This window comes from Janthinobacterium sp. EB271-G4-3-2 (assembly GCF_020858035.1).
Classification (GTDB): domain Bacteria; phylum Pseudomonadota; class Gammaproteobacteria; order Burkholderiales; family Burkholderiaceae_D; genus Janthinobacterium; species Janthinobacterium aestuarii.
This window is the reverse complement of sequence record NZ_JACYMG010000005.1, coordinates 320,734-335,888: the sequence shown is the minus strand read 5'-3', so window position 1 is coordinate 335,888 and position 15,155 is coordinate 320,734. Positions and strand designations below refer to the sequence as shown.

Below are 15,155 nucleotides of genomic sequence, written 5' to 3'. Positions count from 1 at the left end.
ATATGCGGCATGCCGCCATCCTGCTACACTGGCGCCATCTGACCGAGGAACAAACATGGAATACGACTGCATCGTGGTGCCCTCGCCCGTGGGCGAGCTGACCCTGGTGGCGCGCGGGGAAGCCCTGACCGCCATCCTGTGGGAAAACGACAAGCCGAACAGGGTGCGCCTGGGTGCGATGCGCGTCGATGACGGTTGCGCCGTGCTGCAGGAAACGGCGCGCCAGCTCGCTGAATATTTCGCCGGCACGCGCCAGCAATTCGACGTGCCGCTCGACTTTGCCGGCACGCCATTCCAGCAGGAAGTGTGGCGCGCGCTGCTGACGATACCGTACGGCCAGACGCGCAGCTATGGCGAGATCGCGCGCCAGATCGGCCGCCCCGCCGCCGTGCGCGCCGTGGGCGCCGCCAACGGCAAGAATCCCATCTCCATCATCGCCCCCTGCCACCGGGTCATCGGCGCCACGGGCGAGCTGACGGGCTTTGCGGGCGGCCTGCATGCGAAGGAAACCTTGTTGGCGCTGGAAGGCATCGCCCTGTCGAGCGACCGCGAAGCGCTGAAGACGGGGCACGCCCGGCGCCGCGCCTTGCAGATCGATACGGCGCAAGGCTGTCTGTTTTAGGCTGCGGCATGGCGCCCCTTGTGGGATACTGACGCCCTTCGCTCAAGCAAACACATCCTATGCCCTACCTTGTCATCCTGTTCTTTGTCGTTCTGTATTTACTGGCCACATTCTTTTTCCACATCCCCGTCCTGGTCGCCCTCGTGTATGGCGTGCTGAGCCTGAGCTGCTTCGTTGCCTATGCGATCGACAAGTCGGCCGCCAAAGAGGGCCGCTGGCGCACGTCGGAGCGCACCTTGCTGCTGCTGGGCTTATTGTGCGGCTGGCCCGGCGCCGTACTGGCCCAGCAATGGCTGCGCCACAAATCCAGCAAGCGCTCGTTTCGCGTGCTGTTCTGGCTCACGGTCGCCATCAATATCGGGGCCTTCGTGTATTTCAGCATGCATTACGCGGCGCCCGATATCGGCACGGAAGTCGCACCGATCGAGCTGTAGGCCTACTCGCCCAGCAGGCGCAGCGATTCCAGCCAGTCCGCCTTCCATTCGCGCAGCAACGGTTGCGTGGCGAACGCCTTTTTCAGATGCGCCATCGGCACGCGGTGCACGTCGTGCAGGCCGAATGCCAGGGTCACCGGATGCCACAGGTGGCTGTTCTTGCCGCCGCGCGAATTCTTGCGCACGCGCGCGCCATCGTCGCCAAAAATGCCCACGCCACTGGCCAGCCCCTGCTCCAGGTCGACCTTGCCCACACCGGCAAAGGCCATCAATATCTGCTCGCGCCCCAGGCCCTTCAGGGCGCTGGGCAGAACGACGGGCGCCTTCTCCGCTTCCGTTTCGGCCGGCTGCGGGTGCTGCAACTCCTTGAGCAAACGCAACAGATCGCGCTCCTGGAAATGCAAGCCGTCCAGCGGCACGCGCAGTCCCGGCGCCTTCAGTTCGATGGCGATGTTGCTTGAATCGCGCGTAAAACGCAGCCACACATCGCCGGCGCCCGAAGCCAGGTGCTGCTTGTCGCCAATGAACACGACGGGCGCCGCATAGCGCGTCACGCCGTCATGGAACAGCTCGGCCCACGCTTCGCTGTAATCGAGCCAGACGTACGGCAAGCCGCCCTGCTCCAGCAGAAGCGCCAGGGTCCACGGCGTGCCCGTCTGTTGCGCCAGCCAGGCACAGGCGTCAAGTGCGGTAGCGCGATATGGCAGGGAAAGGGAGGTCATGGCGGTTCCGTCGATAAAAGTGGAGCGCAGTGTAGCAGACGCCGCCATCATCGCTTCGGCAGGCGCATCCGGCGCGCCATTCCTGCGCGATGTGCTAGGCTGGAAACAGCAGCACGCGCCACAGCCACCTCGGCAGCATGGCGCACCACCGCGAGGAGATCATCATGCATTCGAGCACCAACGCCGCGACAGCACCCGCCCCGCCGCCTGAGCGCGATTCACCTACGCCGGCCAACGAAAGCCACGCCGAGGAAATCCTCGATGAAGCACTCAAGGAAAGCTTTCCGGCCAGCGACCCGATCGCCATTGCCGTGCCGAAACCGCCGAGCAAGGCGCCGGCCTGACGGCCACCGGCCGCATCCAGAATAAAAATGCCCCGCCAGGCACGCAAGCGCCGGGCGGGGCAAGTCAGGCCGGCACGCGACTACTTCGGCGTGTCGCGGTATTGCTCGGGCGTCGTGTCGCCATCGGCAATTTCATACCACATCGCATTGAGTACGGCGAAGGTCGCCGCCAGCGGCAGACCCAGTATCCAGGCGAAATACCACATAGTTAATTCCTTTCGTAAATTCTTAGTAGGCGTGACCGCTGTCGTCTTCGATGGCTTTGCCGTCAACCTTACCCCACAGCACTTTATACACCCACGTCGTGTACGCCACGATGAGGGGAATGAAGACGGCCGTGACGACCAGCATGATGAACAGGGTCATGTGGCTGGACGAGGAATCCCACACCGTCAGGCTGGCGCGCGGGTCGATCGACGATGGCAGGATAAACGGGAACATGGCCGCGCCCACGCTGAGGATGATGCCGGCGATACCCGCCGCGCTGGCCAGCAAGGCGGGCACTTCGCGGCGCGTGCGCAGCAAGGCGAACGCCAGCAAGGGGCCAAGCAAGCCCAGCGCAGGGGCGATCCAGGTCCACGGATGGGCGGCAAAATTGAGGAACCAGGCCCCCACGTGCACTTGCGCCGTTTTCAGCATGGGGTTCGACGGGCCATCGGTGACGACGGCGCTGGTGACGCGGTAGCCATCGACCCACAGCCACAGGGCCACGCCGGCCAGCGCATACAGCACGACGGTGGCGATTGCCGCCACGCTGCCGTAGCGGCGCGAGCGTTCAGCCACGGCACCGTCCGTTTTCACTTGCAGCCAGGTGGCGCCGTGCATCACCAGCATGGCCACCGAGACGAGGCCGCACAGCAAGGCGAACGGGTTGAGCAGCGCAAAGAAAGTGCCGTCATAGAAGATGTGCATGTCCGGCGAGAAACGGAACGGCACGCCCTGCAGCACGTTGCCGATCGCCACGCCGCTGATCAGGGCCGGCACGAAGCCGCCCACGAACAGGGCCGCATCCCAGCGGGCGCGCCAGCGCGGATCTTCGCGCTTGCTGCGGAATTTGAACGCCACGGGACGCACGATCAGCGCCACGAGGATGACAAACATGGCCAGATAAAAGCCCGAGAACGAGACGGCGTACAGCTGCGGCCAGGCGGCAAAGATGGCGCCGCCGCCGAGGATCAGCCACACCTGGTTACCCTCCCACACGGGGCCGATACTGTTGATGATGACTCTGCGCTCGAGGTCCGTCTTGCCGGCGAACGGCAGCAGGATGCCCGTGCCCAGGTCGAAGCCGTCCGTGATGGCAAAGCCCACCAGCAAGATGCCGATCAGCAGCCACCATATCAGGCGCAGGGTTTCATACGAAATCATTTCATGCAAAATCATGGTCTGGTCCTCCTCAGGCGCGTTGAGTATGAATGGCTGCGGCCGCTGGCACGGGGGCCGGCGCCGTCTCTTCCGGCCCCTTGCGGATGGCCTTGAGCATGAGCTTCATTTCAATAATCAACAGCACGGTATAGATAGCGGCAAAGCCGGCAATGGTGATGAGCAAGGTCGTCGCGCCCAGGTTCGAGACGGCCACGGCCGTCGGCAGCACGCCTTCGATGACCCACGGCTGGCGGCCCACTTCGGCCACGATCCAGCCCGCCTCAATGGCCACCCACGGCAGCGGGATGGCGAACACGGCCAGCTTCAGCAGCCAGCGGTGCTTGTCCAGCGTGCGGCGCGTCGACAGGATGAAGAACGTGCCGGTCAGCAAAATAAAGAACATGCCCAGGCCCACCATCACGCGGAAGGACCAGAACAAGGGTCCCACGGGCGGCACGGTATCGAGCGCGGCCTTGCGGATCTGCTCGGGCGTGGCCTGGCGCGGGTCGTCGACATAGCGTTTCAGCAGCAAGGCATAGCCCATGGACTGGCCTTTCGATTCAAACACGTCCTTCGCGTCCTGCGGCACGGGCGCGCCTGGCGCCACGCTGCGGATGGTTTGCAGCGCGTCATACGCCTTGATGCCATCCTGGATCAGCAACTCGCCGCGGTCGACCAGTTGCTCGATGCCGGGAATTTCCGTCGTCAGCGAACGCGTGCCGATCAAGCCCATCACCATCGGGATGTGCACGGCGTAATGCGTCTCGCGCGCTTTCGCGTCGGGGAAACCGATGGCCGTAAAGGCGGCTGGCGCCGGCTCCGTTGTCCACATGGCTTCGATGGCGGCCAGTTTCATCTTCTGGTGTTCCGACGACAGATAGCCGCTTTCATCGCCGAGCACCACCACCGACAAGGTCGCGGCCAGGCCGAACGAGGCGGCCACCGTCATCGAGCGCTTGGCCAGTTGCACATGGCGGCCCTTCAGCAGATACCAGGCGGAAATACCAAGCACGAAAATCGATGCTGCCGTGTACCCGGCCGACACCGTGTGCACGAATTTCGCCTGCGCCACGGGGTTCGTCAGCACGGCGCCGAAATCCGTCACTTCCATGCGCATGGTCTGTGGATTGAAGGCCGCGCCGACGGGATTTTGCATCCAGCCGTTGGCGATCAGTATCCACAGGGCCGAGAAGTTCGAGCCGATGGCCACCAGCCAGGTCGTGACCAGATGGCCCCGCTTCGACAGCTTGTCCCAGCCGAAGAAGAACAGGCCGACGAAGGTCGCTTCCAGGAAGAAAGCCATCAAGCCCTCGATGGCCAGCGGCGCGCCGAAAATGTCGCCCACATAATGGCTGTAATAGCTCCAGTTCATGCCAAACTGGAATTCCATGACGACGCCCGTCGCCACGCCCATGGCGAAGTTGATGCCGAACAAGACACCCCAGAACTTGGTCATGTCGCGCCAGATGGGACGGTTCGTCATCACGTAGACCGTCTCCATGATGGCGAGCAGCACTGACAGGCCGATCGTCAGCGGAACGAATATAAAGTGGTACAGAGCTGTCAGCGCGAACTGCAGTCTGGATAAAGCGACAATATCGAAGTCCATATGATTTCCTTGGTGTTACCCTACTGTGTGTAAACTTGCTACCTTTCCAATACTGACCGGTTGCCCGTCAGTCCCCCCGCAAGCCCGCCAGAGCAGTCTCGAAGGCATCCGTGCCACGCCGCGCGTCGCCCACGATGTAGCCATCGCGCAGGCTGAGCAGCCGGTCCGCCAGCGCCGCTTCGCGCCGCAAGTGGGTGGCGATCAGCAAGCTGCGCCCTTCGCTGCGGGCGCACAGGCGCTGCAGCACATCGATCGCCGTCTGCGCATTGAGCGCTTCCGTCGCTTCGTCCAGCAGCCACAAGGTCGATGCATGCAGGAACAGCCGCGCCAGCGCCAATCGCCGCGCCTGGCCGCCCGACAAGCCCAGGCCGCCCTCGCCCAGCATGGTGTCGAGGCCGCCCGCAAACGCGCGCACCTCGTCGTCCAGGCCGGCCGATTGCAGCGCCGCCCACAGCTGTGCATCGCTGGCGGACGGGTCGGCCAGCCGCAAGTTGTCGCGCAAGCTGTCCTGGAACAATTCCGTCTTCTGCGTGAACAGGCAGGCGCGCGGCGCGGCCACCGTGCCCGACAAGGGCGCAAGCTCGCGCGCGGCGATGGCCAGCAAGGTCGACTTGCCCGCGCCGCTGGGGCCGATCAAGGCGACGCGCTCGCCGTGCGCGATGTGCAGCGATACGTCATGCAAGATGGCAATATTGCTGCCCGCATGCGCGGCGCTGACGTGTTCCAGGCGCAGGCCCGGTGCGGCGTCGACAGGCGGCGCAGCGATCTCTTCAACATCGAGGCGCGGCGCCAGGCGGCGCATGGCCAGCAGCATGCGCCCCGCTTCCAGCGCGCCGCGGCGTAGTCCGGCGAACGGCTCCACGGCCGTCAGGGCGATCAGCAGGGCCAGGGCCGCCAGCGGCAAACTCATCGTTTGCTGTTCCACCAGCACGGCCACGGCCAGCAGCACGCCAGCCAGAGTCGCGCTGCCGGCCACGCCATACGCGGCGCCGGCCGCCGTTTCCAGGCGCAGCAGGGCAAAATCGGCTTGCGCCAGCGAACGGTCGATCTGCCCCAGCGCCGCGCACTGGGCGCCGACGCGGCCCGCCATCACGAGATCCGTCTGGCCTGCCACGAGGTCGATGGTGCCGGAACGCAGTTTTTCGATGGCGCGCGAGCGCACGATGGCGGGACGACGGGCACCGCGCGCCACAAGCCAGCTGATGCCGCCACCGGCGGCCAGCAACCACACGGCCAGGCCCAGGCCCAGCTGCCACTGCATGACGCCCAGCGCCACCCCGGCCAACAGGGCCGCGCACAGGGCCGTGAAGGCGGGCACGAGCAGGCGCAAGTACAGCGATTCGAGCGCGTCGATATCGGCCGTCAGGCGGAACAGCAGCTTGGCGGGCTGGCGCAGCAAGCGGCCGGCCGCTTCCGGACGCGACCAGCCACGGAACAGGCGCACGCGGATGCTGGCCAGCGCGGCGAACGTGGCGTCGTGCGTGACGAGGCGCTCCGCATAGCGCGAACCCGTGCGGCCGATGGCCAGCAGACGGATGCCGGCCGACGGGCCGAAGACGTCGAAGACGATGGCCGTCGAGGCGTGCAGGCCGGCAATCGACGTGGCCGTGATAAACCAGCCGGACAAGCCCAGCAAGGCCATGCCGGCCACCGCCGTCAGGGCCGCCAGCAAGGCGCCCGCGATCAGCTTGCGGGGCTGGGCCAGCAGCAATTGCCGCAGCACGGGGTTCAAGCTAAGTGAGTTTTTCATGCGCTCAACTCCTGCGTCGGAGCAGCGACCTGCACCGTGCGCTGCAGCCGGGCGGCCAGCACGGGGTCGTGCGTGGCGACGATCATCGTCTTGCCCTTCGCCAGTGCCAGCAAGGCGTCCGTCACGCGCGCCGCCGTTTCGCTGTCCAGGTGGGCCGTCGGTTCATCGACCAGCAGCAAATCCGCATGCGGATGCAGGGCCACGCGGGCCAGGGCCAGGCGCACGGCTTCGCCGCCGGACAAGCCCTGGCCGCCATCGCTGAGCATGACGGCCGGCTGCGCCTGCGCCACCTTGGCCAGGTCGGCCAGGTGCAGCGCCTGCGTCACCTGCGCGGCGTTCGCCCCAACGCGGCCCAGGGTCACGTTCTGGCTGACGGAAGCGGCAAACACGTGCGGACGCTGTCCCATCCAGGCCATGCGCTGGCGCAAGGTGTTGACCGTGCTGTCGGTCAGGCGCACGCCGCCGATACGGATGTCGCCGCCGCTGGCGGGCAGCAAGCCGGCCAGCAGGGACAGCAAGGTGGTCTTGCCGGCACCGCTGGCGCCCAGCAGTGCCACGTGTTCGCCGGCGCGCACGGTCAGGTCGAAGCCGTCGAACACGGGCGCCTCGCCGGGATGGGCAAAGCGCAGTTGCCGGAGTTCCACGGCGGGCGCCGCCGCCACGGCCATGGCGGCGGCGGAAACGGCCGCGACTTTCACGCTGGCGCCAGGCAGGGGCACGCCATTGGCCGCCAGGTCGTGCAAACCGGCCAGGCCCGCTTCGCCGGCCGCCTTGTCGTGCCAGACGGCGGCCAGTTCGCGCAGCGGTTCGAAGAACGCGGGGGCCAGCAGCAGGATGAACAAGCCCTGCCCCAGGCCCAGCTCGCGGCCCCAGGTGCCGAAATTGATGCTGCCCAGCAGAGAGAAACCGATGAAGGCCGCCACCATGGCCACGCCGAGCGCGGAAAACAGTTCCAGCACGGCGGACGACAAAAAGGCGATGCGCAGCACCACCATCGTGCGCCGGCGCACGGATTGCGACGAGGCATCGAGCCGTTCGGCCGTGGCGTCGACGGCGTCGAGCGCGCGCAAGGTGGCCAGGCCGCGCAGGCGGTCCAGCAGAAAGGCATTCATGCTGCCCATTTCCACCATCTGCGCGCGGCTGGCCGCTTGCGCGCCCATGCCGACGAGCGCCATGAAGACGGGAATCAAAGGGGCGGCGATGAGCAGGATCAAGGCGGCGATCCACGACAGCGGCGTCACCACGGCGAGGATCACGAGCGGCACGAGCATGACTTTCCAGCGCGCGGGTTTGTAGCGCACCAGATACGGCACGATGGCTTCGGCCTGCTCGGCAATGACGCTGGCCGCCTGGCCCGACTGGGCACGCTGGCGGTCCAGCGGCGAACGCTGCGCCAGCGCCTGCGCCACTTGCGCGCGCAAGGTGGACAGGTGTGCGCGCGCCGCCGCATACATGCGCCGCGCGCCCCACGCTTCGCAGCCGGCGCGCAGCACGCCCAGCAGCAGCACGCCGGCGGCCGGCAGCAGGGCCGCGCGCCAGGGTGCGCCGCCCTGCATGGCTTGCACGGCCCAGGCCAGCAAGGCCGCTTGCGGCAGCCACAGCAAGGCGGCGCCGCCTTGCGCCAGGCTGGGGAGACGGGGAAGAATAAAGCGGGGCAAGGACAAGGGCGTGGTCGGCATCTTCTATACTTCTTGAGTTTTCAGAATTTTCTGTAAATTCGATATTTTGTATAATACTGCGAAACATGACATATATCAATTGACCCCACCAGTATGGCGTGAAAAAATTCAGATAATTATGAAAACTCAACATATCCAAATGACGCCGCTGATCCTGACCTTCGTCAGCCATTTCGGCGAGATGGGCAGCCGCTGGGGCTTTAACCGTACCGTGGGTCAAGTGTACGCCTTGTTATTTGTCGCGGAGCACCCTTTACACGCGGATGAAATCGCGGAACACCTGAGTTTTTCACGCTCGAACGTGAGCATCGGCCTGAAGGAGTTGCAGGGTTGGGGCTTGATCCGCCAGTCGCGCATCCCTGGCGACCGGCGCGAGTATTTTTCCTCGCTGGGCGATGTGTGGCAAATCTTCCGCGTGGTGGCCGCCGAGCGCCGCCGCCGCGAAGTGGCGCCTACCCTGACGGTGCTGCGCGAAGCGCTGCTGGCGCCGGCCACGGAACCGGTGGATCAATATGCGCAGGAACGCATGCGCGAAATGTATGAACTGGTCGACCTGGCCAATACCTGGTTCGACGACTTGCAGCGCCTGTCGCCCGAATCGATGGCGCAGCTGATGAAAATGGGCGCCAAGGTACAAAAGTTGCTCAACGCTAAGGATCGCCTGTTTGGCGTCAGCAACAACAACGACTGAAGCACCCGCCTCGCCTCACCTCCCCAAAAAAGCCGAGACGCCGCTAGCACAAGCTGGCGCGCCTTGTCACGCCATTTCCTGACGTCATGTTGCCTATCGATAACACAAGCGGACATAGCCGTATGCGATGTTGTCAACAAAACCAATAGTATTATTTAAATTGTATTAATTTACATCAAGAGTAAGCTTGCATTTGCGTACTCGCTACGTGCAGGAAAGAACTAAAAGCAGCTAAAAACGGGCAATGGGATGACTTCCCCGGTATGCAGGGACGGCCTCCCAACACTATGAAGCGACTGTCTCAAGCACAAGGGGATTTTCATGAAAAGCGTAAAGAGCATTGCCATCAGGGCATCCATGCTGGCCGCAATGACCGTACTGGCAAGTGCGGCCCAAGCCGCCACCTGGGTGGATGTGGGCCCGGCCAGCGGTTTTGTCATTGATGGCAGCACCGTCACTTATTCGCCATCGCCGGCACTGCAGGTGAAATATTATGACGACAATCTGGTGCCACAGGATCCCTCGGACATCCAGGGTTATATCAATGGCGTGTTCGGCACCAGCCTGGGCGCCGCCGTGTCGTTTTGTGAAAGCGCCACCTCGGGCTGCACTGCCGGCACCACGGCAGACGTGAGCGGCGGCGTCAATTCGTACACGAGCGCGGCCGCCTATGATTACCTGGCCATCCACTTCGGCCAAGGCGAACTGGTGTTCCACTGGGCCGCTCCCGTGGCTGCCGGCACGACCTTCACGATCTCGGGTCTGCCCAAGGATCTGAGCAACTACCGGGCTTTCATTTCCGCCGTGCCGGAACCTGAAACCTATGCCATGCTGCTCGCCGGTCTGGGTCTGCTGGGCTTCATGGCGCGCCGCCGCCAGGGAAAGTAAGCCTCATCTGCGGCAGCGGCGCACCGGCGCCCGCTGCCGCCCTCAGCGCCAGCGGCCTGTTTACGCCGCGCTTGCGGCGAAAGTCCCGCTTTTTACACCATCTTTAGACTCTCCTCGCTATGCTCGACGGCATCCACTGCTGACCGACGAGGGAGTACTCATGCATGAACAACCGTTTCAGCCACGCGCGCGCAGCGTGATCCGCCAGCATCTGCCTGTGCGGGAACGGCTGCGCCTGGCCCGACTGGCCAACAGGAAAATCATTTCGGCATGCTCGGCGCTGCTGTGCGCGGCGCCGCTGTTGTATTTGCTGAGCGTGGTGCTGTTTGCGCAGCCGTGACACGGCTTGCATGCCAGCGATGAACAGAGATGAAAAGTGATGGCAATGCGGCAGGCTGTCGCATGCATGACCAGCATGAGCTGGTCCGCCCAGAGGGAATCGAACCCCCATTCACGGTTTAGAAGACCGTTGTCCTATCCGTTGAACGATGGGCGGAAAGGTGCAGTATTTTAATCCATGCGCGCCAGCAATGAAATGCCAGCGCGAAATAGAAAACGGGCTGTCATTTCTGACAGCCCGCTTATGACTTTGGTCGGAGTACAAGGATTCGAACCTTGGACCCCCTGGTCCCAAACCAGGTGCGCTACCGGGCTGCGCCACACTCCGAAGACAAGATAATAACGCCCCCACCCAATTTCGTCAATTGCCATAGACGAATTAGATGGAAATAACTATCGCCCCTGCCCCTTAAGCGCCAACTTTATCGGCGATGCGGCGCGCCATGCTCTCGGCCTTTTCCTTGTCCTTCGCTTCCACCATCACGCGGATCAGCGGTTCCGTGCCCGAAGCGCGGATCAGCACGCGGCCCGTGTCGCCCAGCTCGGCCTCGACCAGTTCTTTCTCGGCCACCATGGCGGCATTTTTCTGCCAGTCGAAACCGGGCGCCACGCGCAGGTTGATCAGGGTTTGCGGGAACAGCACCAGTTCGGCCAGGCATTGCTGCAGGCTCTGGCCGCTGCGCTTGAGCGCGGACAACACTTGCAGCGCGGAGACGATGCCGTCGCCCGTCGTGTGGCGGTCCAGGCACAGCAAATGGCCCGAGCCTTCGCCGCCCAGTATCCAGCCCTTTTCCTTCATGACTTCCAGCACGTAGCGGTCGCCCACCTTGGCGCGCGCAAAGCCGATACCCTGCTGCTTGAACAGCACTTCCAGCGCCATATTCGTCATCAACGTGCCGACGGCACCGGCCACGGGGCCCGTCGCCAGACGGTCCTTGACCATGACGTACAACAACTCGTCGCCGTTGTACATACGGCCCGTGGCATCGCACATGATCAGGCGGTCGGCGTCGCCATCGAGCGCGATGCCCAGGTCCGCACCGTGCTCGACGACGGCTTCGGCCATGGCCTTGGTCGCCGTGGCGCCGAAGCCCGCATTGATGTTGAAGCCGTCGGGCTTGTTGCCGATGGCGATGACTTCCGCACCCAGCTCATGGAACACGTGCGGAGCGATATGGTAGGCGGCGCCATGCGCGCAATCGACGACGATCTTCAGGCCGCGCAAGTCCAGCTCGTTCGGGAAGGTGCTCTTGCAAAATTCGATGTAGCGGCCCTGGGCGTCATCCAGGCGCTTGGCGCGGCCCAGCTTGTCCGATGGCACGCAAGCCATGGGTTCGTCGAGCGCCGCCTCGATTTCCAGTTCCACGCTGTCAGGCAACTTGGTGCCCTGGCCGGAAAAGAACTTGATGCCATTGTCATGGTACGGATTGTGCGAGGCGGAAATGACGACCCCGGCCGCCAGGCGCAGCGCCCGCGTCAGGTAAGCGATCGCCGGGGTCGGCATGGGGCCGGCCAGCATCACGTCCACGCCGGCAGCCGACAGGCCCGCTTCCAGCGCCGCTTCCAGCATATAGCCGGAAATGCGCGTGTCCTTGCCGATCAACACGGTCGGGCGCGCCTTGCCGCCTTGCGACTTGGCCAGCACCTTGCCGGCTGCATAGCCGAGGCGCATGACGAAATCGGGGGTGATCGGAGCAGTGCCCACGAGGCCGCGAATGCCATCGGTGCCAAAATATTTACGCGTCATAGTTTTCTCTTTTTGTTGTTTATAATAAATCTTACAGGCTCAGTGCGCCATGCGCCATACCTTCAGTGCATCGACGGTTTCCGCCACATCATGCACACGGATGATTTCCGCACCTTGCGCTACCGCAGCAAGCGCACCGGCAACGCTGCCGGCCAGGCGCTGCTCGACGGAACGTCCCGTGACGGCGCCGATCATCGACTTGCGCGACAGCCCGGCCAGCACAGGCAGGTTCAGTTCGCCGCGCAACTGGCGCGTGGCGCGCAGCAAGGCATAGTTCTGTTCCACCGTCTTGCCAAAGCCAAAACCGGGATCGACGCACAGGCGTTCGCGTGCGATGCCGGCCGCCGTCATCGTGTCGATGCGCTCGCGCAGGAAGGTCATCACTTCGCGCACCACGTCTTCGTACTGCGGCTGGTCCTGCATGGTTTGCGGCACGCTTTGCATGTGCATGATGCACAGCGCGCAGTCGCTGTCCCGCACGGCTTCAATGGCGCCCGGCGCGCGGAAACCGTTGATGTCGTTGATCATGTCGGCGCCCGCCAGGATGGCTTCGCGCATCACTTCGGGCTTGTACGTGTCGACGGACAGGGGCTTGCCGCAGTCGCGCAAGGCGTACAGCACCGGCATGACGCGCGCAAGCTCGTCCTGCAGCGGCAGCGGCGGCGCGCCGGGGCGGCTCGATTCGCCGCCGATATCGATGATGTCGACCCCGTCAACAATCATCTGCTCGGCGCGCGAGATGGCAAATTCCAGGTGCTGGTACTGGCCCGCATCGGAAAACGAGTCGGGCGTGATGTTCAGGATGCCCATCACCAGCGCCTGCGTGCCCTGCAGGTTGAAGCCGAAACGGCCGAATTGCAAATAGTGTCGCATGTGAATCTTTGTAGTCGTCAGGAAAAAACTGCTGCGGCAACGAAAAAGGGCAAGGATCGCTCCTTACCCTCGTTCTGGCCATACCCTTGCGCGCCGCCGGTCGGGGCGGCCGTTATCAGGCCGGTGCCGTCACGTTTGGCGAGATGCCGCCCGTGCCGCTGTCGCCCGCATTGCGGCGTGGCGGAATAACTTTCGGTGGACGCGGCTCCAGGCCGGCCATGATGTCATTGATTTGCTCTGCATCAATGGTTTCCCATTCCAGCAAGGCTTTGGTCATCATTTCGACCTTGTCGCGGTTGCTTTCCAGCAAGGTACGCGCCAAAGCATATTGCTTGTCGAGAATGTTGCGGATTTCAGCGTCGACCTTTTGCTGGGTCGCTTCCGAGATCGTCTTGGTGGCGCCACCGAAGAAACCTTCGTTTTCGCTGTCTTCGTAGACCATCACGCCCATGCTGTCGGACATGCCGAAGCGGGTCACCATGGAGCGGGCCAGCTTGGTGGCACGCGAGAAGTCGTTCGACGCGCCGGTGGACATTTGCCCCACGAAAATCTCTTCGGCGATACGGCCACCGAACAGGATGGAAATTTCTTCCAGCATCTTGTCCTTGTAGGCGGACAGATTGTCGTGTTCCGGCAGCTGCCACGTCAGGCCCAGAGCCCAGCCGCGCGGCATGATCGTGACTTTATGCACGGGATCGGCCTTCGGCAGCAGCTTGGCGACGACGGCGTGACCGGACTCATGGTAAGCCGTATTGCGACGCTCTTCCTCGCGGATGATCATCGATTTACGCTCAGGACCCATGTAGATCTTGTCTTTCGCATCTTCGAAGTCAGCCATTTCCACCAGGCGCTTGCTGCGGCGTGCCGCGAACAGGGCTGCCTCGTTGACCAGGTTGGCCAGGTCCGCGCCCGAGAAACCAGGGGTGCCTCGGGCCAGGATATCGGCTTTCACGTCGGTACCGATAGGTACTTTGCGCATGTGCACGTTCAAGATCTGTTCACGGCCGCGGATATCGGGCAAGCCGACGGAGACCTGGCGGTCAAAACGGCCCGGACGCAGCAAGGCTTTGTCGAGCACGTCGGCGCGGTTGGTGGCGGCCACGACGATCACGCCGGAGTTCGCTTCAAAACCGTCCATCTCGACCAGCAACTGGTTCAAGGTCTGTTCGCGCTCGTCATTGCCGCCGCCCATGCCGGCACCGCGGTGACGGCCGACAGCGTCGATCTCATCGATGAAGATGATGCACGGCGAATGCTTTTTCGCGTTTTCAAACATGTCGCGCACGCGGCTTGCGCCCACGCCGACGAACATTTCCACGAAGTCGGAACCGGAAATCGAGAAGAACGGTACCTTGGCTTCGCCGGCGATGGCGCGCGCCAGCAAGGTTTTACCCGTGCCAGGAGGACCGACCATCAGCACGCCGCGGGGAATGCGGCCGCCCAGTTTCTGGAATTTGCTCGGGTCCTTGAGGAAGTCGACCACTTCGTTGACTTCTTCTTTCGCTTCGTCGCAACCGGCGACATCGGCGAAGGTGACGGTGTTGCTGGCTTCATCCATCATGCGCGCCTTCGACTTGCCGAACGAGAATGCCCCGCCCTTGCCGCCGCCTTGCATCTGACGCATGAAGAAGACCCACACGCCGATCAACAGCAGCATGGGGAACCAGGAAACAAAAATAGTTTGCAGGAAAGACGCTTCCTCAGGCGGACGCACATCGAAATGCACGCCATTGTCGCGCAGGTCGCCGATCAGGCCCTTGTCGAGACTGGTGGCGGTGGTACGCACCTTGGTGTCGTCCATCAGCTTGGCGGTGATCGACGAACCTTCGATCACGACATCCTTGACGCGCTTGGCTTTGACTTCATCCAGCAAATCGGAATAAGCGATGGCCTTGCTGCCGCCTGTGGCGCCATGACTGTCGAATTGCTTGAACAGCATGAACAACAGCAGCAATACGACTACCCAGATGGCAGATTTGGAAAACATGTTATTCACGAAGACTCCTTGGATGCAGTGCGCATCTCTTTACCTATAGCTAGAAACACGATTTTACTCGCAATAAGCGGGCCGTGCCAAAGCCCGCCGATCCGT

The 15,155-nt window shown here is 63.4% G+C and carries 15 protein-coding genes and 2 tRNA genes; 6 read left to right on the top strand and 11 right to left on the bottom strand.

The window, feature by feature from the left end; genetic code table 11:
• The first annotated feature begins 55 nt into the window (after window positions 1–55).
• Window positions 56–622, top strand: a complete 567-nt coding sequence (locus IGS55_RS13760; RefSeq protein WP_230517569.1) for a methylated-DNA--[protein]-cysteine S-methyltransferase — start codon at window positions 56–58, stop codon at window positions 620–622.
• Between the two features lie 59 nt (window positions 623–681).
• On the top strand, window positions 682–1,056 hold the full coding sequence (locus IGS55_RS13755; RefSeq protein ID WP_139092482.1) for a DUF1294 domain-containing protein: 375 nt from the start codon (window positions 682–684) through the stop codon (window positions 1,054–1,056).
• Between the two features lie 2 nt (window positions 1,057–1,058).
• Here the strand turns inward: IGS55_RS13755 and IGS55_RS13750 are convergent, their stop codons facing one another.
• Window positions 1,059–1,778 carry a hypothetical protein gene (locus IGS55_RS13750; RefSeq protein ID WP_230517568.1) on the bottom strand — a complete coding sequence of 240 codons (720 nt, stop codon included), beginning with the start codon at window positions 1,776–1,778 and terminating at the stop codon, window positions 1,059–1,061.
• A gap of 164 nt (window positions 1,779–1,942) precedes the next feature.
• Here IGS55_RS13750 and IGS55_RS13745 point away from each other — a divergent pair, with 164 nt between their 5' ends.
• Window positions 1,943–2,122, top strand: coding sequence for a hypothetical protein (locus IGS55_RS13745; RefSeq protein WP_230517567.1), 180 nt, complete (start codon window positions 1,943–1,945; stop codon window positions 2,120–2,122).
• Between the two features lie 80 nt (window positions 2,123–2,202).
• Here the strand turns inward: IGS55_RS13745 and cydX are convergent, their stop codons facing one another.
• The 5 genes from cydX to cydD form a co-directional block, all read right to left on the bottom strand.
• Window positions 2,203–2,328: a cytochrome bd-I oxidase subunit CydX gene (cydX, locus tag IGS55_RS13740; protein ID WP_070258990.1), complete on the bottom strand. Its 126-nt coding sequence runs from the start codon at window positions 2,326–2,328 to the stop codon at window positions 2,203–2,205.
• 22 nt (window positions 2,329–2,350) lie between these two features.
• On the bottom strand, window positions 2,351–3,505 hold the full coding sequence (gene cydB / locus IGS55_RS13735; protein WP_230517566.1) for a cytochrome d ubiquinol oxidase subunit II: 1,155 nt from the start codon (window positions 3,503–3,505) through the stop codon (window positions 2,351–2,353).
• Window positions 3,506–3,518: 13 nt separating this feature from the next.
• Window positions 3,519–5,096 carry a cytochrome ubiquinol oxidase subunit I gene (locus IGS55_RS13730; protein WP_230517565.1) on the bottom strand — a complete coding sequence of 526 codons (1,578 nt, stop codon included), beginning with the start codon at window positions 5,094–5,096 and terminating at the stop codon, window positions 3,519–3,521.
• Between the two features lie 67 nt (window positions 5,097–5,163).
• Window positions 5,164–6,846 (bottom strand): amino acid ABC transporter ATP-binding/permease protein, encoded by a 1,683-nt coding sequence (locus tag IGS55_RS13725; protein WP_230517564.1) that lies wholly within the window; start codon window positions 6,844–6,846, stop codon window positions 5,164–5,166.
• Entirely contained in the window at window positions 6,843–8,525 is a 1,683-nt protein-coding gene (gene cydD / locus IGS55_RS13720; RefSeq protein ID WP_230517563.1) for a thiol reductant ABC exporter subunit CydD, read from the bottom strand. The genes IGS55_RS13725 and cydD overlap by 4 nt, the downstream gene beginning before the upstream one ends.
• 139 nt (window positions 8,526–8,664) lie before the next feature.
• On the opposite strand from cydD, the gene IGS55_RS13715 reads away from it, so the two are divergent.
• The 3 genes from IGS55_RS13715 to IGS55_RS13705 all read left to right on the top strand — a co-directional run bounded on the left by IGS55_RS13715 (window position 8,665) and on the right by IGS55_RS13705 (window position 10,444).
• Entirely contained in the window at window positions 8,665–9,216 is a 552-nt protein-coding gene (locus IGS55_RS13715) for a GbsR/MarR family transcriptional regulator (RefSeq protein ID WP_230517562.1), read from the top strand.
• Between the two features lie 321 nt (window positions 9,217–9,537).
• A complete protein-coding gene (locus IGS55_RS13710) occupies window positions 9,538–10,104 on the top strand; it encodes an FxDxF family PEP-CTERM protein (RefSeq protein WP_230517561.1) in 567 nt (188 codons plus the stop codon).
• 160 nt (window positions 10,105–10,264) lie between these two features.
• Window positions 10,265–10,444, top strand: a complete 180-nt coding sequence (locus IGS55_RS13705) for a hypothetical protein (RefSeq protein ID WP_034757449.1) — start codon at window positions 10,265–10,267, stop codon at window positions 10,442–10,444.
• A gap of 81 nt (window positions 10,445–10,525) precedes the next feature.
• Here the strand turns inward: IGS55_RS13705 and IGS55_RS13700 are convergent.
• The 5 genes from IGS55_RS13700 to ftsH form a co-directional block, all read right to left on the bottom strand.
• Window positions 10,526–10,600 (bottom strand) — tRNA-Arg (locus tag IGS55_RS13700).
• Window positions 10,601–10,694: 94 nt separating this feature from the next.
• Window positions 10,695–10,771, bottom strand: a tRNA-Pro gene (locus IGS55_RS13695).
• A gap of 81 nt (window positions 10,772–10,852) precedes the next feature.
• Window positions 10,853–12,190: a phosphoglucosamine mutase gene (gene glmM, locus IGS55_RS13690; protein ID WP_072454632.1), complete on the bottom strand. Its 1,338-nt coding sequence runs from the start codon at window positions 12,188–12,190 to the stop codon at window positions 10,853–10,855.
• A 39-nt stretch (window positions 12,191–12,229) separates the two neighbouring features.
• The gene (gene folP / locus IGS55_RS13685; RefSeq protein WP_230517560.1) at window positions 12,230–13,063 is read right to left on the bottom strand and encodes a dihydropteroate synthase; all 834 of its coding nucleotides are present in this window, start codon (window positions 13,061–13,063) and stop codon (window positions 12,230–12,232) included.
• Between the two features lie 115 nt (window positions 13,064–13,178).
• Window positions 13,179–15,059 carry an ATP-dependent zinc metalloprotease FtsH gene (gene ftsH / locus IGS55_RS13680; protein WP_077402824.1) on the bottom strand — a complete coding sequence of 627 codons (1,881 nt, stop codon included), beginning with the start codon at window positions 15,057–15,059 and terminating at the stop codon, window positions 13,179–13,181.
• Window positions 15,060–15,155: the final 96 nt, after the last annotated feature.

Coding starts and splice junctions, on each gene's coding strand:
- IGS55_RS13760 (WP_230517569.1), top strand. CDS start 56: ATGGAATACGACTGCATCGTGGTGCCCTCGCCCGTGGGCGAGCTGACC.
- IGS55_RS13755 (WP_139092482.1), top strand. CDS start 682: ATGCCCTACCTTGTCATCCTGTTCTTTGTCGTTCTGTATTTACTGGCC.
- IGS55_RS13750 (WP_230517568.1), bottom strand. CDS start 1,778: ATGACCTCCCTTTCCCTGCCATATCGCGCTACCGCACTTGACGCCTGT.
- IGS55_RS13745 (WP_230517567.1), top strand. CDS start 1,943: ATGCATTCGAGCACCAACGCCGCGACAGCACCCGCCCCGCCGCCTGAG.
- cydX (WP_070258990.1), bottom strand. CDS start 2,328: ATGTGGTATTTCGCCTGGATACTGGGTCTGCCGCTGGCGGCGACCTTC.
- cydB (WP_230517566.1), bottom strand. CDS start 3,505: ATGATTTTGCATGAAATGATTTCGTATGAAACCCTGCGCCTGATATGG.
- IGS55_RS13730 (WP_230517565.1), bottom strand. CDS start 5,096: ATGGACTTCGATATTGTCGCTTTATCCAGACTGCAGTTCGCGCTGACA.
- IGS55_RS13725 (WP_230517564.1), bottom strand. CDS start 6,846: ATGAAAAACTCACTTAGCTTGAACCCCGTGCTGCGGCAATTGCTGCTG.
- cydD (WP_230517563.1), bottom strand. CDS start 8,525: ATGCCGACCACGCCCTTGTCCTTGCCCCGCTTTATTCTTCCCCGTCTC.
- IGS55_RS13715 (WP_230517562.1), top strand. CDS start 8,665: ATGACGCCGCTGATCCTGACCTTCGTCAGCCATTTCGGCGAGATGGGC.
- IGS55_RS13710 (WP_230517561.1), top strand. CDS start 9,538: ATGAAAAGCGTAAAGAGCATTGCCATCAGGGCATCCATGCTGGCCGCA.
- IGS55_RS13705 (WP_034757449.1), top strand. CDS start 10,265: ATGCATGAACAACCGTTTCAGCCACGCGCGCGCAGCGTGATCCGCCAG.
- glmM (WP_072454632.1), bottom strand. CDS start 12,190: ATGACGCGTAAATATTTTGGCACCGATGGCATTCGCGGCCTCGTGGGC.
- folP (WP_230517560.1), bottom strand. CDS start 13,063: ATGCGACACTATTTGCAATTCGGCCGTTTCGGCTTCAACCTGCAGGGC.